We start from the raw sequence: 23496 nt of genomic DNA on the forward strand, positions 1-23496 counted from the left end.
GACCCGCAAGCTAGGACCCCTTCGGAAAGGTGTCAAGCGCTCCGGCCAACCCTGTTGTCTGTGATCCGGCCGTGAACTTTGGCTATCGAAACTTTTTCGAACCCGGCCATTGACGCGCCCCGGCCACCGTGCCTACGGTCCCGGCAATCCAGTTGAAACCTTTCACGACGCGGTGGAGGCCCTCGGGTTCTCCGGCCGGTGTCGTCGAGGAGCCTCACATGACCCACCCGCCTGACACGGGGCCGACGCCGGTGCTGGCGCTGAAGGGCGTCTCCAAGTCCTTCGGCGCCGTACGCGCCCTCAGGGACGTCTCCCTGGAGCTGTTGCCCGGCGAGGTGCACGCCCTTGCCGGCGAGAACGGCGCGGGCAAGTCGACGCTGATCAAAACCCTCGCCGGGGTGCACCGGCCGGACGCCGGCCAGGTGCTGCTCGACGGTCGGCCCGTCGTGTTCCACGGCCCCGGCGACGCCCGCGACGCCGGCATCGCCGTGATCTACCAGGAACCCACCCTCTTTCCCGACCTGTCGATCGCCGAGAACATCTTCATGGGCCGACGGCCGAAGCGGGCCCTCGGCCGGATCGACCACAAGGCCACGCATGCCGCGGCCCTGGCCCTGATGAAGCGCCTCGGCGTCGAACTCGACCCGGACCGGCCGGCCCGTGGTCTGTCCATCGCCGACCAGCAGATCGTCGAGATCGCCAAGGCCCTCTCTTTCGAGGCCCGGGTACTGATCATGGACGAGCCGACGGCCGCCCTGACCGGCAGTGAGGTGGCGCGGCTCTTCGGGGTCGTGCGTACCCTGCGGGAACAGGGCGCGGCGGTGCTGTTCATCTCGCACCGGCTGGAGGAGATCTTCGAGATCTGCCAGAAGGTCACGACACTGCGCGACGGCGCCTGGATCTCCAGCGAGCCGATCGACGGCATGACCGAGGACGACCTCGTACGGCGCATGGTCGGCCGCGAGCTCGACGCGCTGTATCCCAAGCAGGACGTGGCGCCGGGCGAGGTGGCGTTGAGCGTGCGGCGCCTGACCCGCGAGGGCGTATTCACCGACGTCTCCTTCGAGGTGCGGCGCGGCGAGATCGTCGGCCTCGCCGGACTCGTCGGCGCCGGCCGGACCGAGGTCGCGCGGGCCGTCTTCGGCATCGACCGCTGGGACGCCGGCGAGGTCGAGGTCGCCGGGCGCAGGCTCACCAACGGCGCCCCGTCCACGGCGATGGCGGCAGGGCTGGCCCTCGTCCCGGAGGACCGGCGCGCCCAGGGCCTGGTGATGGGCATGTCCATCGAGCGCAACATCGGCCTCACCGGTCTCCGTACGACCGTCAGGGCGGGGCTGATGGACCGCGGCGCGGAACGCAGCCGCTCCCTCGACTGGGCCGTCAGGCTCCAGGTGAAGTACGCCAGGATCGCCGACGCCGTCTCCACCCTGTCCGGCGGCAACCAGCAGAAGGTGGTCCTCGCCAAGTGGCTGGCCACCGACCCGAAGGTGCTGATCGTCGACGAGCCGACGCGCGGGATCGACGTCGGTACGAAGGCGGAGGTGCACCGGCTGCTGTCCCAGCTCGCCGCCGACGGGGTGGCGGTGCTGATGATCTCCTCCGACCTGCCCGAGATCCTCGGCATGGCCGACCGCGTGCTCGTCATGCACGAGGGCCGGCTCACCGCCCAGATCCCCCGCGCCGAAGCCACCGAGGAAACCGTGATGGCCGCAGCCACCGGGAGGGCCGCCGCATGACGGTGACCACCCAGGATCAGTCCCCCGCCGTCGCGGTGCCCCACTCCGCCGGCACCCGGCTGGTCGACCGCGTCTTCAAGATGCGCGAACTCGCCATCCTGGCCGTCTTCCTGGTGATGATCGCCGTCACCCAGGCGGGCAACAGCGAGTTCCTGTCCGAGCAGGGCATCAAGGACCTGCTGCTCAACGCGACCATCCTGGTGCTGGTCGCCACCGGCCAGTCCCTGGTGGTGATCACGAGGAACGTCGATCTGTCGGTCGGCTCGACCCTCGGCATCAGCGCCTTCACGGCCGGCACCTGTCTGCACGGCGGCGGCAACGCCGTCGTCGCGATCCTCCTCGCCGTCCTGCTGGGAGTCGGTTTCGGCCTGCTCAACGGCCTGCTGGTCAGCCTCGGCCAGGTGCCCGCCCTCGTCGTCACCCTGGGCACGCTGTACATCATCCGCGGCGTCGACTCCATCTGGGTCGGCTCCCGCCAGATCACCGCGGCCGACCTTCCGGGCGGTTTCGTGGACTTCGGCTCCGGGGGCGTCTCGGCGGTGCCATGGCTGGCCCTGATCGCGCTGGTGGTCCTGGTGGCGACGGCGTACTACCTCAAACACTTCGGCAGCGGGCGGGAGCTGTACGCCCTCGGCTCCAACCCCGAGGCCGCGCGCCTGGCCGGTATTCCGGTCCGCAGGCGGATCCTGGCCGCCTACACCTTCTGCGGCGGCCTCACCGGGCTCGCGGGCGCGATGTATCTGGCCCGCTTCGGAAACGTCGACTCCGGCACCGGAAACGGTTACGAACTCACCGTCGTCAGCGCCGTCGTGGTCGGCGGCGTCGTCTTCACCGGCGGCTCGGGAAGCGTGTACGGAGCCGCTCTCGGCGCCCTGTTGCTCACCTCGATCAACAGCGTGCTGCCCGCTCTCGGCGTCAGCTCCGTCTGGGTGCTCGCCATCAACGGCGTCCTGCTGCTGCTCGCCATCGCCGTCGACCGGATCGTCGCGCTGCGCGTCGCCGCCGCCCTGAAGAAGAAGTCGGACCGGAGGAACACCCCCATGGCGAAGGAGAACACCGGTGCCTGATTCGCTGACCCGCGCCGTTCGCTGGGACACAGTCGTCGGCGCGCTCCTGGTGGTCCTCCTGCTGGTCTCCTTCGGCACGGTCGACGGCTTCGGCAACGCCCTCAACCTGTCCTTCCTGATCGGCAACACCCTGCCGATCGCCCTGATCGCCCTGCCGATGACCCTCCTCGTCGTCTCCGGGGAGATCGATCTGTCCGTCGCCTCGACCGCCGGCCTGTCCGGTGCGGTGATGGGCAAGCTGTGGAACGACGGTATGGCCATCGAGACGATCATCCCGCTGTGCCTGCTGCTGGGCGTGGTGTGCGGGCTGGTCAACGGGCTCCTCGTGACCCGCCTCGGGCTGCCCTCCCTCGCCGTCACCATCGGCACCCTCGCCGCCTACCGGGGCATCGCCCAGATCGTGCTCGGCTCCGACGCGGTGACCGACTTCCCCGCGCAGTACCTGGACTTCGCGGCCGGCCGGGTCGGGAACTCCTTCCTGCCCCAGGCGTTCCTGCCCTTCCTGGTGCTGCTCGCCATCGCCGTGGTCGTCCTGCACGCCACCCCGTTCGGCCGGTCGCTGTTCGCGATCGGCGCGAGCGAGGAGGCCGCGCGGTTCGCCGGCATCCGGGTGAAGCGGACCAAGCTGCTGCTCTTCGTGGCCACCGGGTTCATGTCGGCGCTCACGGGTGTGTTCTGGGCGCTGCACTACGCCAGCGCGCGGTACGACAACGCCACGGGTCTCGAACTCTCCGTCGTGGCGGCCGTACTGCTCGGCGGCATCGACTTCGACGGGGGCAAGGGGACGCTGGGCGGCGCCGTCGCCGGGGTGTTCCTGCTCGGGGCGCTGCAGAACGTGATGAGTCTGCTGAACGTCTCCGCGCAGTCGCAGATCGTCGTCACCGGTGTGCTGCTCGTCGTCTCCGTGTTGGGCCCGCGGGTGGCCCGGCAGATCTCGATGGCCCGGGCGGCCGGTTCCGCCGGTTAGGCCGTTCCTCGGCCGCGGACCCGTCGTGGCCGGTCGCTCCCCCGAGTTCTCGGCTCCGCTCGAACCCGGGGGGACCCCATCGCGGCGGTATCCGTACATCAAACACAGCCCCGCGCCCCTGTCGGGGCGCTACACCACTCCTCCTTGCAAAGGACCGACCCCTATGCGCAAGCCCTCGCTCCGCCGCACCTGCGCCGCCCTCGCCGTCGGTACGTCCCTCGCCCTGGCGCTCACCGCCTGCGGCGGCACCACCAAGAAGGACGTCAAGGCCGACAACGCCTCCGCCGCCTCCGGCGGCACGGCCGACCCGAACGCCGCCACCAAGAAGGGCCTGACCGTCGGCTTCCTGCCCAAGCAGGTCAACAACCCCTACTTCACCACCGCCGACAAGGGCGGGGAGAAGGCGCTCACCGAACTCGGGTCGAGGTACAAGGAGGTGGGCCCCTCCAGCGCCACGGACACCTCGGGACAGGTCAGTTACGTCAACACGCTCACCCAGCAGCAGGTGAACGCGATGGCGGTCTCCGCGCAGGACCCGGGTGCCCTGTGCACCGCCCTCAAGCAGGCCATGAGCAACGGCATCAAGGTCGTCACCTACGACTCCGACACCACCCCCGGCTGCCGCAACGCCTTCGTCTCGCAGGCGTCCGCCGAGGACCTCGGCCGTACCGAGGTGCAGTTGCTCGCGCAGCAGATCGGGTACAAGGGCGAGATCGCCGTCCTGTCCGCCGCCCAGACCGCCACGAACCAGAACGCCTGGATCGGGTACATGAAGGACGAGCTGAAGGACCCGAAGTACAAGGACATCAAGTTGGTCAAGATCGCGTACGGCAACGACGACGCCCAGCAGTCCTTCCAGGAGACCCAGGGCCTGCTCCAGCAGTACCCGGACCTGAAGGGGATCATCTCCCCGACCACCGTCGGCATCAAGGCCGCCGCCCAGTACCTGTCGGGCTCGAAGTACAAGGGCAAGGTCAAGCTGACCGGCCTCGGCACCCCGAACGACATGCGCAAGTACGTCAAGAACGGCACCGTGGACGCCTTCGAGCTGTGGGACCCGGCCGAGCTCGGCGACCTGGCCGCCCGCACCGCCGTCGCGCTGGCCTCTGGGCAGATCAGCGGCAAGGAGGGCGAGAGGTTCAAGGCCGGCGGTACGACGTACACCATCGGCAAGGACGGCGTGATCACGCTGGGCAAGCCGACCGTGTTCGACGCCAAGAACATCGACCAGTTCAACTTCTGAGTGCCGGAGGGCAGTTGATGCAGCGCGTGTGTTTCCTGCTGAAGGTCAGGGCGGACCGTCTCGACGAGTACCGTGAGCGGCACGCCGCCGTGTGGCCGGAGATGCTCGACGCCCTGAAGGCGACCGGCTGGCACAACTACTCGCTGTTCCTGCGCGAGGACGGCCTGCTCGTCGGCTATCTGGAGACCGAGGACTTCGCCGCCGCCCAGGCCGGCATGGAGGCGGCCGAGGTCAACGCGCGCTGGCAGGCGGAGATGGCGCCGTTTTTCGAGTCGCTGGACGGCGCCCGGCCCGACGAGGCCATGCAACCGCTCACCGAGGTGTTCCACCTGTCATGACCGCCGCCGGAAGCGGGCTCGCGGCCAGCCGGCGCACCAAGCTCGTCCTGGACCGGTACGACAACGCTTACGCGGTTTTCCCGTTCGGCCGGATCGCCGCCGCGTCGAAGGACGCCGGGCACCCGACTGGACACTGCTGTACGACGGTGGTGACCTGAACGCCTTCGGCGAGGTGGTGATCGACGAGACGCGGATCCGGGCGGACAGCGTCCTGTCCTTCATGTGCCAGGAGAGGTCCACCGGTACGACGCCCTCGCCCCTGTACGTGGCCGACTTCGCGCTGCCGGCATGACGGTAATGTGAAGGTCGTCCCGCCGCCCCTAGTCTCCCCTGGAGGTCTTCGCCCGATGACCCAGTCGGTGGGTATCAAGGACGTCGCCCGTGTCGCCGGAGTATCGGTCGGCACGGTGTCGAACGTCATCAACCGCCCGGACACCGTCGCGAGCGAGACCCGGGCGCGGGTGCTGTCCGCGATCGACCGGCTCGGCTATGTCCGCAGCGAGTCCGCGCGGCAGCTGCGCGCGGGCCGCAGCCGGATCATGGGCCTGCTCGTGCTCGACATGGGCAACCCGTTCTTCGTGGACGTGGCGCGGGGCGCCGAGCGGGCGGCCCGCGAGGCCGGGCTCGGCGTGATGGTGTGCAACAGCGCCCAGAACGCCGCCGAGGAGGCCGACTACCTGGGGCTCTTCGCCGAGCAGCGGGTGCGGGGCGTGCTGCTGACCCCGGCCGACGCCACCGGCCGGAACATCGAGACCTTCCGCCGGCACGGCATCCCGTTCGTGCTGGTCGACCGGGTCGCCGAGGGCACCACCGAGTGCTCGGTGTCCGTGGACGACGTGGCCGGCGGCGCGCTCGCGGTGCGGCACCTGGTGGATGCGGGCCACCGCTCCATCGCCTACGTCAGCGGACCCCCCGGCCTCAACCAGGTCCGCGACCGCCGTACCGGCGCCCTGCACGCTCTCGCGGAGGCCGGGCTCGGCCCCGAGGCGCTGCGCGAGCTGCCCACCGAACGCCTCGACGTGGCCGCCGGCCGCGACGCCGGCGCCCGTCTGCTGGGCCTCGCCGACCGCCCCACCGCCGTCTTCTGCGCCAACGACCTGCTCGCCCTCGGCGTCCTGCAGGCCATGTACGCCGCCGGTGTCACCGTCCCCGACGACCTGGCCATCGTGGGCTACGACGACATCGAGTTCGCGGCGGCCGCCGCCGTACCGCTGACCTCCGTACGGCAGCCCGCCGTCACCATGGGCGCCCTCGCCGCCGAGCTGCTGCTGGAGGAGACCGAACAGGCCGAGGGCACGCGCACGCACGAGCACCGCCGGGTGGTGCTCCAGCCGGAGCTGGTGGTGCGCCGTTCCAGCCTCGTGGCACGCTGAGCCGGGCGCTGACCGGAAGTTCAGTAAGAATCCATGATCCGCGGGCTCCGTGCGGGCCCGGTCATGTGCTGAACTGGGACCCGTCCGTACCGTCCGTCCCGGGAGACCCGTTGAGCCTCAGCTACCGCCAGCCCGGCGTCATCCTCACCGACCGCTGCTTCACCGTGCCCCTCGACCACGCCGCCCCGGACGGCGAGACGATCGAGCTGTACGCCCGTGAGGCGGTCGCGAGCGACAAGGCCGGGCAGGAGCTGCCGTGGCTGCTGTATCTCCAGGGCGGCCCCGGCTTCGGGGCGAATCGTTTCGTCGGACGTCAGGCCTGGCTCGACCGGGCCCTGAAGGACTACCGCGTCCTGCTGCTCGATCAGCGCGGCACCGGCAGCTCCACCCCGGCCACCCGGCAGACCCTTCCGCTCCGCGGCGGGCCCGCCGAGCAGGCCGACTACCTCACCCGTTTCCGCGCCGACGCCATCGTCCGGGACTGCGAGGCCATCCGCGCCGAGGTCACCGGCGGCGCCCCCTGGACCGTGCTCGGCCAGAGCTTCGGCGGCTTCTGCGCGGTGGCGTACCTCTCCCTCGCCCCCGAGGGCCTGGAAACCGCCGTGATCACCGGTGGCCTGCCCTCGCTGCACGCCCACGCCGACGACGTCTACCGTGCGGCCTACCCGCGCATCGAACGCAAGGTCGGCGCGCACTACGCCCGCTACCCCCAGGACGTCGAGCGGGCCCGCCGGATCGCCGACCACCTCCTCACCCATGACGTGACCCTCCCGAACGGCTACCGCTTCACGGTCGAGGCCTTCCAGTCCCTCGGACTGATGCTCGGCGCGAGCGACGGCAGCCACCGGCTGCACCACCTCCTGGAGGACGCCTTCGTCCGCACACCGTTCGGCCTGGAGCTGTCCGACGCCTTCCAGGAACAGGCCCAGTCCCTGCTGTCGTACGCCGCCCACCCCCTCTACGCGCTCGTCCACGAGTCGATCTACGGCCAGGACGCCCGCCCCACCGCCTGGGCCGCCGAACGGATCCGCGCCGAGTTCCCGCAGTTCGACGCGGCCAAGGCGCTCGCCGGTGACACCCCGGTCCTGTTCACCGGCGAGACGGTCCACCCCTGGATGTTCGAGGCGGACCCCGCCCTGCGCCCGCTGCGCGAGACGGCCGACCTGCTCGCCGCCCGCACCGACTGGCAGCCCCTCTACGACCCCGCCCGCCTCGCCGCCAACGAGGTCCCGGTCGTGGCGGCCGTCTACCACGACGACATGTACGTCGACACCGCCCACTCCCTGGAGACCGCCCGTGCCATCCGCGGCCTGCGCACCTGGGTCACCGACGAGTTCGAACACGACGGCCTGCGCGCGGGAGCGCCGCGCGTACTGGACCGACTGCTGGCGATGGCGAGAGACGCGGTGTGAAGCGCCCCCGAAGGGGCGCGGGGCTGTATCGACATGCGGCTCCGCCGCGTGGGCGCGAGAAGCCACGACGGGCCCGCACCCGCCAGACGGCAGACGTGGGCGGACGATTGGTGTGCAGCCCATGACCGAGCCGAAGACCACTCAACTCCAGCCCATGCCCGAGGACTGGCAGCGTGCCCTGGCGGTGGTGGCGCACCCCGACGACCTGGAATACGGGTGCTCCGCGGCGGTCGCCGTCTGGACCGACGCCGGCCGCGAGGTCGCCTGCGTCCTGGCGTCCTCGGCGAGGCCGGCATCGACACCCTCGACCCCGCCGCGTGCGGCCCGCTGCGCGAGCGCGAGCAGCGGGCCGGCGCGGCCGTCGTGGGCGTCACCTCGGTCGAGTTCCTCGACCACCGGGACGGGGTGATCGAGTACGGGCTCGCGCTGCGCCGCGACATCGCCGCCGCGATCCGCCGCCACCGCCCCGAACTGGTCGTCACCCTCAACCACCGGGACACCTGGGGCGAGGTCGCCTGGAACACCCCCGACCACGTCGCCGTGGGCCGCGCCACCCTGGACGCGGCCGCCGACGCCGGGAACCGCTGGATCTTCCCGGAACTCACCGAGCAGGGACTCGAACCCTGGAACGGCGTCCGCTGGGTCGCCGTCGCCGACTCCAGCCGGCCCACCCACGCGGTGGACGCGCGGCCCGGGCTGGAGCGGGCGGTGCGCTCGCTGCTCGAACACCGCACCTACATCGAGGCGTTGACCGACCAGGACCCCGAGACGTACGTTCGCGAATTCCTGACCACGCAGACCACCGCCGTCGCCGAGCGCTTCGGCGGCATACCGGCGGTGGCCTTCGAGGTGTTCGGCCGCCGAAGGCGCCCGGCACAGGGCGGTTATGCAGGTCAGTAGGCTGGAGGGCATGCCGGAACAGACTGCGGACCCCTCCGACCTGCGGGGCGCGTGCGCCCAGTGCTTCGGGCTGTGCTGTGTCGCCCTGCCCTTCGCCGCGTCCGCCGACTTCGCGCTGGACAAGCCCGCCGGGAAGCCGTGCCCGAACCTCCAGGGCGACCACCGCTGCGGCATCCACGCCGACCTGCGGAAGAAGGGTTTCACCGGCTGCACGGTCTACGACTGCTTCGGCGCCGGACAGAAGGTCTCCCAGGTCACCTTCGGAGGCCAGGACTGGCGGACGGGGTCCAAGGAGCGCGCACGGCAGATGTTCGACGTGTTCCCGGTCGTACGGCAGTTGCACGAGCTGCTGTGGTACCTCACCGAGGCGCTCGGACTGCCCGCCGCCCGTCCCGTCCACCCGGAGCTGCGGCGGGCGCTGGCGGAGACCGAGCGGCTCACCCGGCAGACCCCGGAGGAACTGGCCGCACTGGACGTGGCCGCGCACCGGCAGCAGGTCAATGTGCTGCTGCTGCGGACCAGCGAGCTGGCCCGGGCCGGTGCCGCCGGCGGGAAGGGCGGCAAGAAGGGCAAGGGCAAGGGGAAGGACCGGCGGGGCGCGGATCTCATCGGGGCCCGGCTCCGGGGTGCCGACCTGCGCGGGGCGAGCCTGCGCGGCGCGTATCTCATCGCCGCCGACCTCACCGGCGCCGATCTGCGGGACGCGGACATGATCGGCGCCGATCTGCGCGACGCCGACCTGACCGACGCGGACCTCACCGGCGCCTTCTTCCTCACCCAGCCCCAACTCAACGCGGCCCGCGGCAGCACCGGCACCAGACTCCCGGAGTCGGTGACGCGCCCCACGCACTGGACAGCGGCCGGCTGATCCGAGGCGCCGACCGGCCAAGGCCGACTCGGTGTGAGGTGGGGACCGCGGCGGTGCCCCGGGGCCGGGCGGTGCCGAGGGGATGGGTCCGGCGTGCTGTTCGGGTTCAGTGTGCGGGCTGGTGCGTGGGAGGGCCGCGGGTTGGGATGGTGAGGGCGGCGGTGTCCCGGGCGGCGGCCGGGTCTGGCCGTGCCGAGCGGAAGGCCCGGGTGCTGTTCGGGCTGGTGACCTCGGCGGTGCCCTGGCCCGGGCGGTGTCGAGCGGGTGGGTCTGGCGTGCGGGCTGGTGCATGGGAGGGCCGCCGGTCGGGGTGGTGAGGGCGGCGGTGTCCCGGGTGGGGGCCGGGTCTGGTCGTGCCGAGCGGAAGGCCCGGGTGCTGTTCGGGCTGGTGACCTCGGCGGTGCCCTGGGCCGGGTGGTGTCGAGCGGGTGGGTCTGGGGTGCTGTTCGGGTTCGGTGTGCGGCTGGTGCGTGGGAGGGCCGCGGGTTGGGGTGGTGAGGGCGGCGGTGTCCTGGGCGGCGGCCGGGTCTGGTCGTGCCGAGCGGAAGGCCCGGGTGCTGTTCGGGCTGGTGACCTCGGCGGTGCCCCGGGCTGGTGACCTTAGTGGTGCCCCGGGCCGGGGGCCGAGTCGGGCGATGGCCCCAGGGTGCCTTCCGGCGTCGGCGTGCCGACTGGTGTGCCGGGCAGCCGCCGGTCGGGCCCATGGCCCCGGCGGTTTTCTGACTGGGCCCGGCGGGCTGTCGGGCTTCAGTGCGTCGACTGGTGTGCCGGACAGCCGCCGGTCGGGCCGGTGATCGGTGGGCCCTCGGTGGGCCTGTCCGTCGCATGGGTGGCGTTCGGCTCCGCGGTGCTTCCCGGCGCGCTCACCCCGTGTGCCGGGCACGCCTGTGGCGCGCTCGGCCCCGGTGTCGGGTCGGCCTCCGGTGCCCGTACCGGCGCCGGCCGGCGTACCAGGCTCAGCCGCAACCCCTCCGGCATCACCGTCAGCCGCTCGGTCACGGTCAGCCGGTACGCCGGGTCGGGCAGCAGGTCGTAGCGGCGCAGCAGGAGGCCGAGGACCAGCGTCGCCTCGTGCAGGGCGAACTGGCGCCCGATGCAGGCCCGCGCGCCGGTGCCGAACGGTTTGAAGGTGTGCGGGGGACGAGACCGTACGGCCGCCGCCTCGAAGCGGTCCGGGTCGAAGCGCTCGGCGTCCTCGCCCCAGACCTCCGGGTCGCGGTGCAGCATCGGTGTCAGCACCAGGGCCCACGCGCCCCGCAGCATCGGGTGGTCGTCGGCGAGCACGGTGTCCTGCCGGGCCTCCCGGGCGAAGGCCGGGGCGGTCGGCCACAGGCGCAGGGACTCGTCCAGCACCCGGCGGACATGGCGCAGCTTGGCCACCTGGTCGTAGCCGGGCTGTGCGGTGTCGCCCCAGACGCGGTTCACCTCGGCGCGCGCCCGGGCGGCGATCTCGGGGTGCCGGGCGAGGTAGTACAGGGCGAAGGAGAGCGCGCCCGAGGTGGTCTCGTGGCCCGCGACCAGGAAGGTGATCACCTGCCTGCGGACGTTCTCCGCCGACAGCTTCTCGCCGGTCTCCGGGTGCGCCGTCTCCAGCATCCGGTCCAGCAGGTCGCCCTCCCCGCGGCCCGTCCGGCGCCGCTCCGCGACCAGGTCGTCGACCGTCCTGTCCAGATACGCCATGTCGGCCGCGTTGCGCCGCGCGGCGGTGCGCAGCAGCAGCGGGGCCAGCGGCCCGGGCACGCTGTTCAGACGCTGGGCGTAGGTGAGCGTGCCGACCATCGCGGTGACGAAGGGATGCGGGCGGTCCCGCTCGAAGGAGCCGAAATCGTGCCCGAAGCCCGTCCGTGCGATCGTCTCCAGGGTCAGCTTGGTCATGTCCCCGGGCACGTCCACCGTGCGCCCGGCCGCCGCCTCCCGGTCCCAGTGATCGGTCAGGCGTCCCGCGACCGACAGCATCATCCCGTGGTAGGCCTCCATGGCCTCCCGGCTGAAGCCGGGGGCCAGGACGTCGTGCGCGAGCTGCCAGTTGGGCTCGTGGTTGTAGGCGGTGAACAGGCCGTCTCCGGCGACCGGCCGCAGATTGGCCACGCCGAGACCGACGTGTTTGGCGAACCGGGACTCGTCGGCCAGGTCCGCGGCCGGCCGGGCGCCCCACACGAACACGAACTCCTTGCCGAAGGCCCGCCGCCGGAAGATCGGCCCCAGCTCGCGCGCGAAGCGCATGGAGTCCTGGATCGGCTTGCGCCGGTCGACGCCGAGCACATCGCCGAGCAGCGGCACCCGGCGCGGCGGATGCGGGATGCGGTGCAGCTCGGGCCAGCCCAGTTCGGCGCTGCGGAATCCCTTCGGCAGCTCCGTCTCCGTCGTCTGCGTCCTGCGCGTCGTCTCCGCCATGACGCCGATCTCCCTTGATCCAGCGGACCGTTGAACCCGCGAGGTGCAGCTGTGGCGCGCCGTGTTGTACGTGGGTTCAATAACCGGCTTCAGTCTGGTCCGCTTGTTGAACCCGCGTCAAGTAAAGTGACGTCATGCCCGCGAACCAGGGGGAGCGCGCCCGGCGCAGACTCAGCACCGCGGAACGCCGTGAGCAGCTGCTGTCGGTCGGCGCGAAGCTGTTCTCGGAGAGCCCCTACGACGACGTGTGGATCGAGCAGGTCGCCGAGATCGCCGGGGTCTCCCGCGGGCTGCTGTACCACTACTTCCCGACCAAGCGGGACTTCTTCGCGGCGGTCGTCGAGCGCGAGAGTGAGCGCATGCTGCGCATGACGGCGGCCGTGCCCGGTGTGCCGGTGCGCGAGCAGCTCACCGCCGGGCTCGACACCTACCTCGGTTACGTCCAGGCCCACGCCCACGGCTTCCGCGCCTTCCATCGCGCCGACGCGGCCGGCGACCAGGCCGTACGCCGCGTCTACCAGCGGGCGCTGGCCGCCCAGGAGCAGCAGATCCTCGCCGCGCTCGCCGCCGACCCCGAGTTCGGGCCCGTCTTCGAGAACGCCCCGCATGTCCGCCTGGCCGTGCGCGGCTGGCTCGCCTTCACCACCGCCGTGTGCCTGGAATGGCTGCGCGACGGCGAGTTGACCCGCGAGCAGGTGCGCGACCTGTGCGCGCGGGCGCTGTTGGGCGTCATCGCCTGACCACCGCCCACCGCCGTCTGCCCCCTGCCTCATCCTTTCCGCCGGTGGGGTGTGGTTGGCGTGCACCCCGATCTCCGATAGGTTAGGCAAGGCTTACCTAAGGAGGTCGAGGATGGGTGACACGCAGGACTGGACGGCCGCACCCGGCGCGGCGGAGCGGGCACGGTCGGTGCTGGCCGCCGCCTGGTCGTGCGCGGTGACCGCGGACGGCGCCCGCGAGGAGTACGTCGGCGCGCACACCGTGACCGACGGCGGCGCCGTGCGGCTGGCGGTGCCCGAGGACAGCGCCCTGCTGACCGCGGCCATCTGCGCACCGCGCCAGGAACCCTCCGCCGTACTGGAGTTCGCCGACGTGGCCCCCGTACCGATGCGGGGCCGGATCCGGGCGCGGCTCCACCTCGCCGGCTGGTTCGCCCCGGACCGCGGCACCCTGCTGTTCCGGCCCACGCGGCTGGTGCTGCGGCGGTCCTCCGGGGCTGTGGTGGTCGACCTCGACGAGTACGCCGCCGCCCGGCCCGACCCGCTCGCCCAGGCCGAGGCCCGGCTCCTGACCCACCTCGCCGACGCCCACCCGGACGCCGTCGAGCGGCTGACCCGCCTGGTGCGGCCGGAGAGCCTGCACGCCGCGACCCGCGTGCTGCCCCTCGCCGTGGACCGGCACGGACTGACCCTGCGCATCGAGCGCACCCGCGCCCACGGAGACGTACGGCTGCCCTTCCACACGCCCGCCGACGACGTCGCCCAGCTCACCGAGCGCATGCACACCCTGCTGGCCCAGGCCGCTGCCGCCGCCCGCCCGCGCGCGCTACAGCGGCAGCGCGCAGACGGCGACGGGTGAGGCGAACGGCTCGCCGGCCGACCGGAGTTCACCGCTGCCCGCGTCGACGTGGAAGACGGTGACCGTCCCCGAGCGCTGGTTCGCCGCGAACAGCAGCCCGCCGTCCGGCGAGAGAGCGATCTGCCGCGGGAAGTCCCCGCCCACCGGAACCGTGCCGAGCAGCCGCGGCCGGGCGCCGTCGGCCTCGATCGCGTACCGCGCGAGGCTGTTGTGGCCCCGGTTGGCCAGGAACGCGTACCCGCCGTCCGCCGTCACCACGAACTGCGCCGGGTAGTTGGCGCCGCCGCCCGAGCCCGTGGGCTGCGGCGCGCCGATCGTCAGCCGGCCGGAGGCCGGGTCATAGCCGCAGACGGCGACCGTGTCGTCCACCTCGTTGGCCAGATAGGCGTACCGGCCGCCCGGATGGAACGTCAGATGGCGCGGTCCGGCCCCGGGCCGGGTGTGCGCCTGCGCCACCTCCGTCAGCGTGCCGTTCGCCTCGTCCAGGCGGTAGGTGTAGACGGTGTCGGTGCCGAGGTCGACCGCGAGGACGTGGCCACCGTCGGGGCTGGTGATGAACTGATGTGCGTGCGGCCCCTGTTGACCCGGGCCGGGAGGCGGGGTGGTGTGCGTGACGACGTCGGTGTGCTCGCCGAGGGCGCCCGAGGCGTCGATGGGATGCACGGCGACACCGCCCGAACCGTAGTCGGCGCTCAGCAGCCAGCGTCCGGAGGGATGCACCGACAGATGACACGGGCCCGCGCCGCCCGCTGCGCGAGTGCCGAGGACCCGCCGGTCGGCGAGGCGTACGGCCGTCACACCGCCGTCCTGGCGCTCGTCCACCGCGTACAGCGTGCGGCCGTCCGGATGCGCGGCGAGGTACGACGGGTCGGGGACGCCGGTGAGCGTGCCGGAGCCGGTGATCCGGCCGGTCGCCGGGTCGTAGGAGGCCAGTCCGATGCCGGTGCCGCCGCCGTCGGCCGAGGTGTAGGTGCCCACGTACAGCGGACGCGGACCGGAGGGCTTGCGGTGTGGTGCGGCGGCCCTGGGCCCGTCGGCCGCGGCCGGGGTGTCGGCCGGCGGGGCCGCCGGGGAGGGCACCGCCACCACGGCCGCCGTCCCCGCCACGGCTCCGACGAACCGGCGCCGGCTCCAGCCTCCGTTCACCGGTTCGTCGTCCGTGTCCATGCAGCACCTCAGGTCGTCGGTGGGCCCGGTCGTGACAGCCACCTTGGCCTCTGCCGCCCGCGAAGGGCAAGTACGGCAACGGGCGTTGCACTTTACGCAACGGCGCTTACCAGTCGCCGTCCTCCACCGGCTTGCCCGGCGCGTCCTTCAGCGGGGCCACCTGGCCGGCGGACGGCGCCTGCCACGGGTCCAGGTCGTCCCCGAGCCACTCGCCGACCGGCTTGACGGCGCCCAGCGTGTCCGTCGGGGCCAGATCCTGGGCATCGGCGTCGTAGTAGTCGTACCAGGGCAGGCCGGCCCGGGTGTACGCCGCCCGGTCCACCGGCGACGGCGGGGGTGCCTCACCGGTGATGCGCCGCCACTCCGGCGGCGTGACCAGGTGCACGAACACGCGCCCTGCGGGCTCCTCGGACCAGTCGGTCAGCGGCCGGTCGTCCCGGTACACCTCCTGGCGCATCGAGCCGCCGACGCCGAGACCCATGGCGGCGCCGCGGGGTGCCCCACCGGGGGCCGGGGGAGGCGGCATCGCCCCGGGCGCGGAGGCCGTCATCGGCATCGCCGCGCCGTACCCACCCGTCGGCCCGGCCGTCAGGGCCCTGCGCCGCGCCTCCTCCCGCTCCCGCTCGCGGCGCCGCCACTCGGTCAGGAGCGGCTCCCGCAGCGGGAACGACTGGAGCTGCACGCCGCCCCACACCTCCTCACCGGTGACCTGTCCCTCCACCGTCGCCCCCAGGCCCAGGGGCACGGCGACGAACTGGCGGACGGTCCCCTTGCCGGAGTTGATGCCGTCCAGCCAGGGCTGGCGGGGCAGCGCCACGTAGTTCTGCGGATCCCGGGCGAGCCGGTCGCTCCAGGGCCGGCCGGACACCGCGCACACCTTGCCGACCCCGACCTGGAGCGCCGCCGGCTCCCGCGTGCCGGAGAAGCTCAGCCACATCGCCTCGCGCAGATACACCGGCAGCATCACGCCACCGCGCGCCCGCCACTCGGCCGGGACCGTGTCCGGATAGTCCGAGACGCGCCGGATGGGGAACTCGCCCAGGCCGGGCGGAAGCGGATGCGTGCCCGTCTCCGGCAGCCGCAGGGTGCGGATGAACCGCACCGCCACCTCGCCGGGCAACCGCAGTGTGTTCCCGTCGATCCGCACCCCGGAACCGGCCATCCCGTCGCCCCCTCGCATCCGTGCCGGTCGCCCGGCAGCCCTCGCACTCCGTGCCGGCCGTCCCGGCACCCTGAGCGCCGAGCCCTGCCCGGCGCCTTCCTCACCAAAAACGCTCACCGAACCCCGCACGGTTCCGCCACAGCTCCTCCTGCACCCCGAGCCGTTCGCGCAGCCGGGTCATCCGGGGCAGCTTCGTCCGCTGCCTGCTGGAGACCCGGTCCAGCTCCTCGAACAGGCGCCGAGTGCGGTGTTCGGTGTTCAGCTCGTCGATGATCCGGGTCGTCTCGGTCAGCACGGCCCCGTACAGCTGCCAGTTCGCCGAGTCCTTGCCGATCTCCTCCTGGAGCAGCTCGGCCAGCCGGTCCCGGGTGCCGGCCGCCGTGTGCAGCTCGGCGGACAGCCGGGCCTCCGCCGACTCGGCGTTCTCGCTCAGATGCGTGGTGACCAGGACCGCGAAACTGACCACCGCGTCGGCGATCTCCGACAGCAGCTGTTCCACGGTCGCCCCGACCCGGGCCGGAAACAACTCCTCGGCCCCCCGGGCCTTGGCCAGGTCCGTGAAAGTACGGGCCAGCACCCGCAGGACCACCGTGCAGATCTCCAGCGCGTCCAGACCGGTGCGCAGCACCACCCGGTGCAGCAGCCCCTCCTTGACCCGCGGATTGAGCCGCAGGCTGTCCTCGGCCTGCCGGAGCGAGGCGTCCACCCGGGAGATGTGCTGGTCCAGCCCCCGCGCCTCGTGCAGCCGCTCGGCCGCCCGCTCCCAGGAGATCCGGCCGGCGGCCTCCTCACCCATCCGCAGCATCAGCTGCCGCACCCGGCGGGCCTGGTCCTCGATCGAGCGCCCCGCCTCGTCCACCCACACGGGGGGCGGCAGCAGCAGATTGCAGGCCGTGCCGACGACCGCGCCGATCAGCGTCTCCACGATGCGCGCCCAGGCGGTGAAACCGACGGTGGTGACCCCGAGGACCAGCATGGCGCTGATCGCCACCTCGGCCACGTACTCGTCGACCCGCACCAGGTGCCCGACGGCCAGCGAGGCCACGATCAGCAGGGCGAGACTCCACCAGGTCAGCCCCACCAGCACGCTGAAGGCGATCGCGACCAGCACTCCGGCGACCACCGAGTTCACCCGGCGGATGCCGTTGGTGAGGGTGGCGTAGAAGGTCACCTGGACGACCAGCAGCGCGGTCAGCGGCGCGGTGAGGGGGGCCGGCTCGGGGCTCAGCCGGAGGGCGATGACGTAGGCGATCGTGGCAGCCGTCGCCGACCGCAGCGTCTGGACGACCACCGGCTGCCGGCGTCGTTCCACCAGGCGCCGCAGTCCCGTGGTCCACTTCCGTACGTCGTGCATCCCTTGGCCTGTTCCCGTTCCTGGGGTGGGTCGAACGTCCCGCGACGGCGGACCGTTCCTGCCGCAAGGGTTCGTACGGTGATCCCGGCGGTTGAGCGGCTCGACCAGCAGGCCTACGGCCTCGCGCGCACCCCTGGCCGCCGGTGCGGGCGCCCTGGACGCCGCCGTGCACGCCTCGGACATCGTGTCGCCACCGATCAGAACCGGCCACTCGTACCGACGTCGGCGGCGGCCCTGCGCGGCTTTCGGTGTCGTCAGACGTACAGCTTGTCGATGAACGCGGACAGATTGCCCGTCGTACGGGCGATCTGCTCCTCCGTCGTCAGGGTCTCCTCGAACCGGGCGCCGGACTCCGGCACCTTCCTGCCCCGCACATACAGCGAGCACGCCAGGTCGGTGCACATGTAGAGACCGACCGAGTTGCCCTCACGGCCCGCCGCCCCCGCCTTGCGTGCGGCCATCAGCGTCACCCCTCCGCCGGGATGTGTGGTCAGACACACCGAGCACATGCTGCGGTGCAGAAACCCGCGCTGCGAGGCCTGGAAGCGCAGCGCCACGCCGACGAGTCGGTCGGCCCGTTCGGTCACCAGATAGCTGCGGTCGGGCGCCCCCGGATCCCGCCAGCCGAGGAAGTCCAGGTCGTCCCACGGGCGTTCGGCGAGATCGCGGGGCACCGTCAGTCGCTTGGCCTCCCCCTTGGAGCAGTTGACAAATGAGTTGCGGATGTCCTGCTCGGTGAGCGATCTCATGGGGGGAGTCCTTCCGGATTCGTCGCCGTGAACCTCGCGGTCCATGAACCTAATGGGTCTAGGTTCGCGGCTAGCCTAAGTAGTCAAGGGGAGGGTGGGCCAATGGATTTCCGGCAGGGGCTGCCGCCGCGCGCCCGACGGGCGCCGGACCATGTCGCCGCCGGGTGAGCGGCCCACCGCTCGACGCCGCATCCTGACTTGGTCTCCGGCGGACTGCGGAGCCTGGCCCGGCCGAGCGCCCGCTGTGTGGCGGGCTGAACTTCCGGCGCCAGGTCGTCGGCGCTGCCCCGCGCTTCGGATCCTCGCATCTCAGGCTGGCCGCAGCGGTGCTGGACCGGGCCACCTTCTGCTACCCGGACAGCGCGGACCGAGCCCGCAGACTTCGGCGTGGCCTCGGCGATGCCGCTGATGGCGCTCGCGGACGAGCAGGACTCCCTCGACGACTACATCGAGAGCCATGTGCACGGAGGCGTGTTGGCGCTCGACGCGAGCTACCGGTGGAAACGGCGGCCCGGAACCTGCCCTTCCCGCTGGAGTGGCTGACCCCGCGCGTCATCGGCGACGCGGCCCGCACCGCCCGGTACGAGCTGCAGGGCCTGAAGATGGGCTGGCACACCCCGATACGGCTCCCGACCCGGCACCGTCGGCTGCGGCGGTCTCTCCCCGGCCGGGCGTAGACGGCCCCGCAGCCCGGATCAGGTCCCCGTCCTGGACGCCCCCGTCCGCTCCGGAAGGGGCCGCTACCGGTGTACAGGCTCCGGCCACCTCGCGCCCCTCAGGCCCGGCGACACCCTGTACGCCCGCGTCCAGCCCTGCCGCGAGGCCTTCCGGACCGACGGCTCGGCACCGGCACCGGGCTCGCCACGTTCCGCGGGCCGTCGCCGACCGTGCCGCGGCCCGCGCGGCAGGCGACCGAACTCCCGCCCGCGCCGCTGTACTTCGGCTGCGACACCCCCGACGCCGACTCCTGCACGCCGGGGAGCTGCGGGCCGCCGAGGAGGCCGGCGCGGTCTCGCTGCGCCCGGCCTTCAGCGCGGCCCCGAGAACGGCGCGATGTTCGTCCAGCACCGCATCGCCACCGAGGCCGACGAGGTCTGGCAACTGCTGGCATCCGGTGCGAGGGTGTACGCCTTACGTGGAGGACGTGTACACGGCGGGGCGAGCCGCGCCCCGAACGGACGCTTCTCGCAGACGCTTCCCGCACCTCCCGCTTAGCTCAGGCCGTGAACTAAGGGTTGGCAGAATCTCGCCTTCCGCCTGTCCGAAGGGGTATGTTGCAGGTCGGGCAGGGTTTGTGAAGGGAGCGGCATGGCGGGGCGTAACGGGCGCACGGTGCGCGACCTCAGGCGCGGCAACCGTACGGCGGTGCTGCAGAAGCTGTACTTCGACGGCCCCCTCAGCCGTTTCGAACTGGGCCCGGCCACCGGCCTGAGCTCCGGCTCGGTCAGCAACGTGGTCGCCGATCTGATCGCGGACAGTCTGGTCGAGGAGGCCGGCAGCGTCGACTCCGACGGCGGCCGGCCCCGCACCCTGCTCCGCGTCGCCCCGGACAGCGGGCAGATGATCGGCGTCGACGTCGGCGAGACCCGGGTCCGCGTCGAGCTGTTCGACCTGGCCCTGACCGAACTCGCCCGCACCGAACGCCGGTTGGCCCCGCAGGGCTATGACGTCGAGGTGATCGCCGGCCACATCCGGGACGGCATCGCCGAGGTCCTGGGCGCCGAACAGGCCGTGCCCGAGCGGCTGCTCGGCGTCGGGGTCGGCGTCCCCGGCATCGTCGAGCACACCCCGGAGCAGGGCGCCGTGGTCCACGGGCAGACCATCGGCTGGGACGCCGTCCCGCTGGAGCAGTTGCTCCGCTCGGCCTCCCGACTCCCGGACGAGATCCCGTACTTCATCGACAACGGCGCCAAGACGCTGGGCCAGGCGGAGATGTGGTTCGGCGCGGGACAGGGCGCCCGCAACGCCGTGGTGGTGCTCTTCGGCTCCGGCGTCGGCGCCTGCGTGGTCACCCCCGAGGTGGAGCACGGGCGGGCGGTGGAGTGGGGGCACCTGACCGTGCGGGTGCGCGGACGCCGCTGCCGCTGCGGTGCGCCCGGCTGCCTGGAGGCCTACGCGGGCGCCGAGTCGCTGCTGGCCCGCTGGCGCGAGGAGGGCGGACGGCCGCCCGAGGACACCGACGAGGAGACCGCGCTCACCGCGATGCTCGCCGCCGCGTATCCGGCCGAGGGCGCGCAGCCCGACGCGGTCGCGCTGGCCGTGCTGGAGGAGACCGCGGAGTACCTCGGGGCCGGCCTGTCCGACCTGATCAACCTCTTCCAGCCCGAGCGGATCCTCATCGGCGGCTGGGCCGGACTCCAACTGGGTGCCCGCTTCCTGCCGGCGGTACGGCGACACGCGACGACCTACGCGCTGCGTCATCCGGCCGACAAGGTCACCATCGACCTCGGCCGGCTCGGCCCGGACGCGGTCACCGTCGGCGCGGCGATCCTGCCCCTGGCCGAGTTCTTCGCCAGCGGCGGCCGCCGCCCGGAACCGGTCACCGAGGACCGCCTGCCGGCATGGCGAGCCGCGCTGCGACAGAGGGCCCCTCGCTGACCGACCGCCGCCCGAGCAGGCGCGGGAACAGTGTGCGACATGCGGCTACCGTCGTGTGGGCAGCCACAGCCGGCCGTACACCACCTACGGCCTCCGCCGGCACTGCGCCACCCGCCGCTCAGGCCGGCGGTTCGTCCGCGTCCGGCGCGTCGTCCGCCGGAGTCACTTCGTGCTCGCGCGGCTTGGCCGGTGGGACCTCCCACCGGTCCTCGCCGGCGCCCGCCTGCTGGTCGGGCATGTCCCTCGGGACCGGGCCCGCGTCGCGGCCCTGCTCCGGCTCTCGATGTGCGCCCATGGCGTTCTCCCCTCGGCCCGGGCGCGCGGCGGGTCAGCCCACCTTGCGCCCGCGCATCGGCTCGGTGTCCATCCCCGCTCCCTTGTGCAGGCCGTCGAGGAACTCCCGCACCACCTCGGTCGCCGTGCGCCGCGGCTGCCAGCCCAGCTCGGTGCGGGCGCGGCCGGAGTCCATCAGCGGCAACCGCAGCACGGCGTCGAACAGGTGCGGTGAGGCCGGCAGCAGATGCAGCCCCCAGGCCGCGGCGATCGCCGACCGGGCCGCCGTACGCGCCAGCCGTACCGGGCGGCTGCCCAGCAGCTCGCCGAGCACGCCGGCGTCGAGCGGCGGGTCCGCGGCGAGGTTGAAGGCGCCCCGCGCGCCGTCCGGGTGCACGGCGAGCCGGTAGGCCTCGGCGGCGTCGTCCGTGTGCAGCGCCTGCACCCTGAGCCCCGGGACGTCCGGCAGGATCGGCAGCAGCTCCGGCCGGGCCAGCGGACCGGGCAGGAAACGCCCGCCGAAGATCCGCCGCTGCTCGCTCGCCGACTGCCACTTGAACAGGAACGCCGGGCGCATCCGCACCACCCGCACCTCGGGATGGTCCCGCTCGAACACGTCCAGCGTGCGCTCCAGATACGCCTTCTCCCGGCAGTAGGCGGCGTCCGGCCAGCCGTGCGTCGGCCAGGACTCGTCCACCGGGCGGTCCTTCGGGCCCGGTGAGTACGCGCCCACCGACGAGGCGTGCACCAGCACCGGCACCCGCGCCGCGGCGACCGCCTCGAACACCCGGATGCCGCCGAGCACATTGGTCCGCCAGGTGACCGCCGGATCGTGCGTCGGCTGGAACGCCCAGGCCAGATGGACCACCGCGTCGGCGCCCTCGAACCGCTCGGCGAGGTTCGCCTCTTCGGAGCCGATGTCGACCGCGGACCACTCGGTCTTCGGCGGCGACCACCCCGGCGTACGGCGGGCCAGTCCGCGCACCGACTTGATCCCCGGGTCCGCCGAGAGCAACCGCACCACACTCGTGCCGACATTGCCGGTGGCACCCGTGACCACGACCCTGATGCCCGCTGTGCTGCTCACCTTCGGCTCCTCTCCGCCCACCCTCCGGGGGACCGGCCGGGTACCCGGGCCCGGGCGCGCGCACACCCGGCCATGACCTGCCAGGTAATCGACCGGTGCCCGGGTGCCCGGAAGCATCGGGGCGTCGGTGCGGCCGAGCAGCGTCGCACCTGGTCCACACCGCCCGAGGAGGCACCGCATGCCGTACTACGACAGCCCGGTCGACGGCACCCGACTGCACTACGTCGACCACGGCCCGGCCACCGGCCCCGTGGCCGTGTTCGTCGCGAGCGCCTACATCGGCCACGAGATGTGGGAGTACCAGATGCTGCCCCTCGCCGAGGCCGGCTTGCGCTGTGTGGCGCTGGACCGGCGGGGCCACGGGCGTTCCGACGACGGCTGGAACGGTTACGACCTCGATACCCTCGCCGACGACCTGCACGGTCTGCTCGACCACCTGGAGCTGCGCGAGGCGACCCTGATCGGGCACTCCGTCGGGGCCGGGGAGGCGGTGCGCTGCCTCACCCGCCACGGCTCGGCCCGCATCTCCCGGCTCGCGCTCGTCGCCTCGATCAGCCCGGGCGTCGTCCGCTCACCGGGCACCCCGGACGGCGTCGACCCGGCGGTGGTGCAGGCCGACCTCGAGGTGTTCCGGCGTGACCGGGCGGCCTGGTTCGCCGCCGGTGTGGACAGCTTCTTCGCCGTGCACCTCCCCGGGAACGAGGTGTCCCCCCAGTACGTCCGCTATGTGACCGACCGCAGTATGAACACCGGCCCGCGCGCGGCGACGGGCATCCGGGCCGTCATCGCCGCTCTCGATCTCGCCGCCGAGCTCCCGTCGGTGGACGTACCGGTGCTGGTCGTGCACGGCACCGACGACAGCTCCGCACCCCTGGCCCGCACCGGTGAGCGCACGGCCGAGCTCGTGCCGGACGGCACGCTGAAGGTGTACGAGCACGGTGGCCACGGCCTGTTCGTGACCCACGCGCTGCAGCTCACGGCGGACCTGCGGGAGTTCGTCGAGGCGGGCCGGGCCGTGGCGGCCGGGTGAGGACACCGGCATGCAGGAGCCCCGGCCGTGACGGGGGATTCACGACCGGGGCGGTCTGGTGGTGGGCACGGACGGCGGTCGCCTCTCGGCGAAAGGCTCCACAGGGCTTCAGCCGAACGATCGTCCCTGTGGGCAGAAGGTGAGGCCCGGGGACACTGTCCCATCCGTACCCACGGCTGGTTCAACGGGCAACTACCTTC

At 72.6% G+C, this 23496-nt stretch carries 19 protein-coding genes and 3 pseudogenes; 15 read left to right on the top strand and 7 right to left on the bottom strand.

Annotation, left to right across the window (positions count from 1 at the left end; translation table 11 throughout):
• Positions 1 to 218 precede the first annotated feature (218 nt).
• From ACZ5NH_RS03335 to ACZ5NH_RS03380, 10 genes and pseudogenes are all read left to right on the top strand, one after another.
• Complete coding sequence (locus tag ACZ5NH_RS03335) at positions 219 to 1736, top strand: sugar ABC transporter ATP-binding protein (protein WP_468772762.1); 1518 nt, start codon at positions 219 to 221, stop codon at positions 1734 to 1736.
• Entirely contained in the window at positions 1733 to 2803 is a 1071-nt protein-coding gene (locus tag ACZ5NH_RS03340) for an ABC transporter permease (RefSeq protein ID WP_468772763.1), read from the top strand. The genes ACZ5NH_RS03335 and ACZ5NH_RS03340 overlap by 4 nt, the downstream gene beginning before the upstream one ends.
• Positions 2796 to 3770, top strand: coding sequence for an ABC transporter permease (locus ACZ5NH_RS03345; protein ID WP_468772764.1), 975 nt, complete (start codon positions 2796 to 2798; stop codon positions 3768 to 3770). Before ACZ5NH_RS03340 ends, ACZ5NH_RS03345 begins: the two co-directional genes overlap by 8 nt.
• 163 nt (positions 3771 to 3933) lie before the next feature.
• The gene (gene rhaS, locus ACZ5NH_RS03350; RefSeq protein ID WP_468772765.1) at positions 3934 to 5013 is read left to right on the top strand and encodes a rhamnose ABC transporter substrate-binding protein; all 1080 of its coding nucleotides are present in this window, start codon (positions 3934 to 3936) and stop codon (positions 5011 to 5013) included.
• A gap of 17 nt (positions 5014 to 5030) precedes the next feature.
• Positions 5031 to 5351 (top strand): L-rhamnose mutarotase, encoded by a 321-nt coding sequence (locus ACZ5NH_RS03355; protein ID WP_468772766.1) that lies wholly within the window; start codon positions 5031 to 5033, stop codon positions 5349 to 5351.
• A 17-nt stretch (positions 5352 to 5368) separates the two neighbouring features.
• A pseudogene (locus ACZ5NH_RS03360) lies at positions 5369 to 5643 on the top strand (Tat pathway signal sequence domain protein); the annotation flags it as partial.
• Between the two features lie 55 nt (positions 5644 to 5698).
• Positions 5699 to 6724: a LacI family DNA-binding transcriptional regulator gene (locus ACZ5NH_RS03365; protein ID WP_388625193.1), complete on the top strand. Its 1026-nt coding sequence runs from the start codon at positions 5699 to 5701 to the stop codon at positions 6722 to 6724.
• A 110-nt stretch (positions 6725 to 6834) separates the two neighbouring features.
• On the top strand, positions 6835 to 8136 hold the full coding sequence (locus tag ACZ5NH_RS03370) for an alpha/beta fold hydrolase (RefSeq protein ID WP_468772767.1): 1302 nt from the start codon (positions 6835 to 6837) through the stop codon (positions 8134 to 8136).
• Between the two features lie 121 nt (positions 8137 to 8257).
• Positions 8258 to 9036, top strand: a pseudogene (locus ACZ5NH_RS03375) (PIG-L deacetylase family protein).
• Positions 9037 to 9046: 10 nt separating this feature from the next.
• Positions 9047 to 9904 carry a pentapeptide repeat-containing protein gene (locus tag ACZ5NH_RS03380; protein WP_468772768.1) on the top strand — a complete coding sequence of 286 codons (858 nt, stop codon included), beginning with the start codon at positions 9047 to 9049 and terminating at the stop codon, positions 9902 to 9904.
• Between the two features lie 747 nt (positions 9905 to 10651).
• Here ACZ5NH_RS03380 and ACZ5NH_RS03385 read toward each other — a convergent pair.
• Complete coding sequence (locus ACZ5NH_RS03385) at positions 10652 to 12298, bottom strand: cytochrome P450 (RefSeq protein WP_468772769.1); 1647 nt, start codon at positions 12296 to 12298, stop codon at positions 10652 to 10654.
• A gap of 134 nt (positions 12299 to 12432) precedes the next feature.
• Here ACZ5NH_RS03385 and ACZ5NH_RS03390 point away from each other — a divergent pair, with 134 nt between their 5' ends.
• A complete protein-coding gene (locus ACZ5NH_RS03390; RefSeq protein WP_388625208.1) occupies positions 12433 to 13038 on the top strand; it encodes a TetR/AcrR family transcriptional regulator in 606 nt (201 codons plus the stop codon).
• 112 nt (positions 13039 to 13150) lie between these two features.
• Positions 13151 to 13876 carry a DUF2470 domain-containing protein gene (locus tag ACZ5NH_RS03395; RefSeq protein WP_468772770.1) on the top strand — a complete coding sequence of 242 codons (726 nt, stop codon included), beginning with the start codon at positions 13151 to 13153 and terminating at the stop codon, positions 13874 to 13876.
• Here ACZ5NH_RS03395 and ACZ5NH_RS03400 read toward each other — a convergent pair.
• The 4 genes from ACZ5NH_RS03400 to ACZ5NH_RS03415 all read right to left on the bottom strand — a co-directional run bounded on the left by ACZ5NH_RS03400 (position 13844) and on the right by ACZ5NH_RS03415 (position 18308).
• Complete coding sequence (locus ACZ5NH_RS03400; protein WP_468772771.1) at positions 13844 to 15043, bottom strand: lactonase family protein; 1200 nt, start codon at positions 15041 to 15043, stop codon at positions 13844 to 13846. The two genes, ACZ5NH_RS03395 and ACZ5NH_RS03400, sit on opposite strands and share 33 nt — an antisense overlap.
• A gap of 106 nt (positions 15044 to 15149) precedes the next feature.
• Positions 15150 to 16205, bottom strand: coding sequence for a hypothetical protein (locus ACZ5NH_RS03405; RefSeq protein WP_468772772.1), 1056 nt, complete (start codon positions 16203 to 16205; stop codon positions 15150 to 15152).
• 100 nt (positions 16206 to 16305) lie between these two features.
• The gene (locus ACZ5NH_RS03410) at positions 16306 to 17559 is read right to left on the bottom strand and encodes an FUSC family protein (protein ID WP_468772773.1); all 1254 of its coding nucleotides are present in this window, start codon (positions 17557 to 17559) and stop codon (positions 16306 to 16308) included.
• 254 nt (positions 17560 to 17813) lie between these two features.
• A complete protein-coding gene (locus ACZ5NH_RS03415) occupies positions 17814 to 18308 on the bottom strand; it encodes an FBP domain-containing protein (protein WP_451554946.1) in 495 nt (164 codons plus the stop codon).
• A gap of 230 nt (positions 18309 to 18538) precedes the next feature.
• Between ACZ5NH_RS03415 and ACZ5NH_RS03420 the strand changes: the two are divergent.
• A pseudogene (locus ACZ5NH_RS03420) lies at positions 18539 to 18985 on the top strand (DUF3626 domain-containing protein); the annotation flags it as partial.
• 631 nt (positions 18986 to 19616) lie between these two features.
• A complete protein-coding gene (locus ACZ5NH_RS03425) occupies positions 19617 to 20906 on the top strand; it encodes an ROK family protein (protein ID WP_468772774.1) in 1290 nt (429 codons plus the stop codon).
• A 118-nt stretch (positions 20907 to 21024) separates the two neighbouring features.
• Here the strand turns inward: ACZ5NH_RS03425 and ACZ5NH_RS03430 are convergent, their stop codons facing one another.
• A complete protein-coding gene (locus ACZ5NH_RS03430) occupies positions 21025 to 21201 on the bottom strand; it encodes a hypothetical protein (protein ID WP_468772775.1) in 177 nt (58 codons plus the stop codon).
• Between the two features lie 33 nt (positions 21202 to 21234).
• Complete coding sequence (locus ACZ5NH_RS03435) at positions 21235 to 22266, bottom strand: SDR family oxidoreductase (RefSeq protein WP_468772776.1); 1032 nt, start codon at positions 22264 to 22266, stop codon at positions 21235 to 21237.
• A 178-nt stretch (positions 22267 to 22444) separates the two neighbouring features.
• Here ACZ5NH_RS03435 and ACZ5NH_RS03440 point away from each other — a divergent pair, with 178 nt between their 5' ends.
• A complete protein-coding gene (locus tag ACZ5NH_RS03440) occupies positions 22445 to 23296 on the top strand; it encodes an alpha/beta fold hydrolase (protein WP_468772777.1) in 852 nt (283 codons plus the stop codon).
• Positions 23297 to 23496: the final 200 nt, after the last annotated feature.

This window comes from Streptomyces sp. NPDC031426, from assembly GCF_055581585.1.

Excerpts from the sequence above, each read along its gene's own strand:
- ACZ5NH_RS03335 (WP_468772762.1), top strand. The coding sequence starts at position 219 with ATGACCCACCCGCCTGACACGGGGCCGACGCCGGTGCTGGCGCTGAAG.
- ACZ5NH_RS03340 (WP_468772763.1), top strand. The coding sequence starts at position 1,733 with ATGACGGTGACCACCCAGGATCAGTCCCCCGCCGTCGCGGTGCCCCAC.
- rhaS (WP_468772765.1), top strand. The coding sequence starts at position 3,934 with ATGCGCAAGCCCTCGCTCCGCCGCACCTGCGCCGCCCTCGCCGTCGGT.
- ACZ5NH_RS03355 (WP_468772766.1), top strand. The coding sequence starts at position 5,031 with ATGCAGCGCGTGTGTTTCCTGCTGAAGGTCAGGGCGGACCGTCTCGAC.
- ACZ5NH_RS03365 (WP_388625193.1), top strand. The coding sequence starts at position 5,699 with ATGACCCAGTCGGTGGGTATCAAGGACGTCGCCCGTGTCGCCGGAGTA.
- ACZ5NH_RS03380 (WP_468772768.1), top strand. The coding sequence starts at position 9,047 with ATGCCGGAACAGACTGCGGACCCCTCCGACCTGCGGGGCGCGTGCGCC.
- ACZ5NH_RS03385 (WP_468772769.1), bottom strand. The coding sequence starts at position 12,298 with ATGGCGGAGACGACGCGCAGGACGCAGACGACGGAGACGGAGCTGCCG.
- ACZ5NH_RS03390 (WP_388625208.1), top strand. The coding sequence starts at position 12,433 with ATGCCCGCGAACCAGGGGGAGCGCGCCCGGCGCAGACTCAGCACCGCG.
- ACZ5NH_RS03395 (WP_468772770.1), top strand. The coding sequence starts at position 13,151 with ATGGGTGACACGCAGGACTGGACGGCCGCACCCGGCGCGGCGGAGCGG.
- ACZ5NH_RS03400 (WP_468772771.1), bottom strand. The coding sequence starts at position 15,043 with ATGGACACGGACGACGAACCGGTGAACGGAGGCTGGAGCCGGCGCCGG.
- ACZ5NH_RS03405 (WP_468772772.1), bottom strand. The coding sequence starts at position 16,205 with ATGGCCGGTTCCGGGGTGCGGATCGACGGGAACACACTGCGGTTGCCC.
- ACZ5NH_RS03410 (WP_468772773.1), bottom strand. The coding sequence starts at position 17,559 with ATGCACGACGTACGGAAGTGGACCACGGGACTGCGGCGCCTGGTGGAA.
- ACZ5NH_RS03415 (WP_451554946.1), bottom strand. The coding sequence starts at position 18,308 with ATGAGATCGCTCACCGAGCAGGACATCCGCAACTCATTTGTCAACTGC.
- ACZ5NH_RS03425 (WP_468772774.1), top strand. The coding sequence starts at position 19,617 with ATGGCGGGGCGTAACGGGCGCACGGTGCGCGACCTCAGGCGCGGCAAC.
- ACZ5NH_RS03430 (WP_468772775.1), bottom strand. The coding sequence starts at position 21,201 with ATGGGCGCACATCGAGAGCCGGAGCAGGGCCGCGACGCGGGCCCGGTC.
- ACZ5NH_RS03440 (WP_468772777.1), top strand. The coding sequence starts at position 22,445 with ATGCCGTACTACGACAGCCCGGTCGACGGCACCCGACTGCACTACGTC.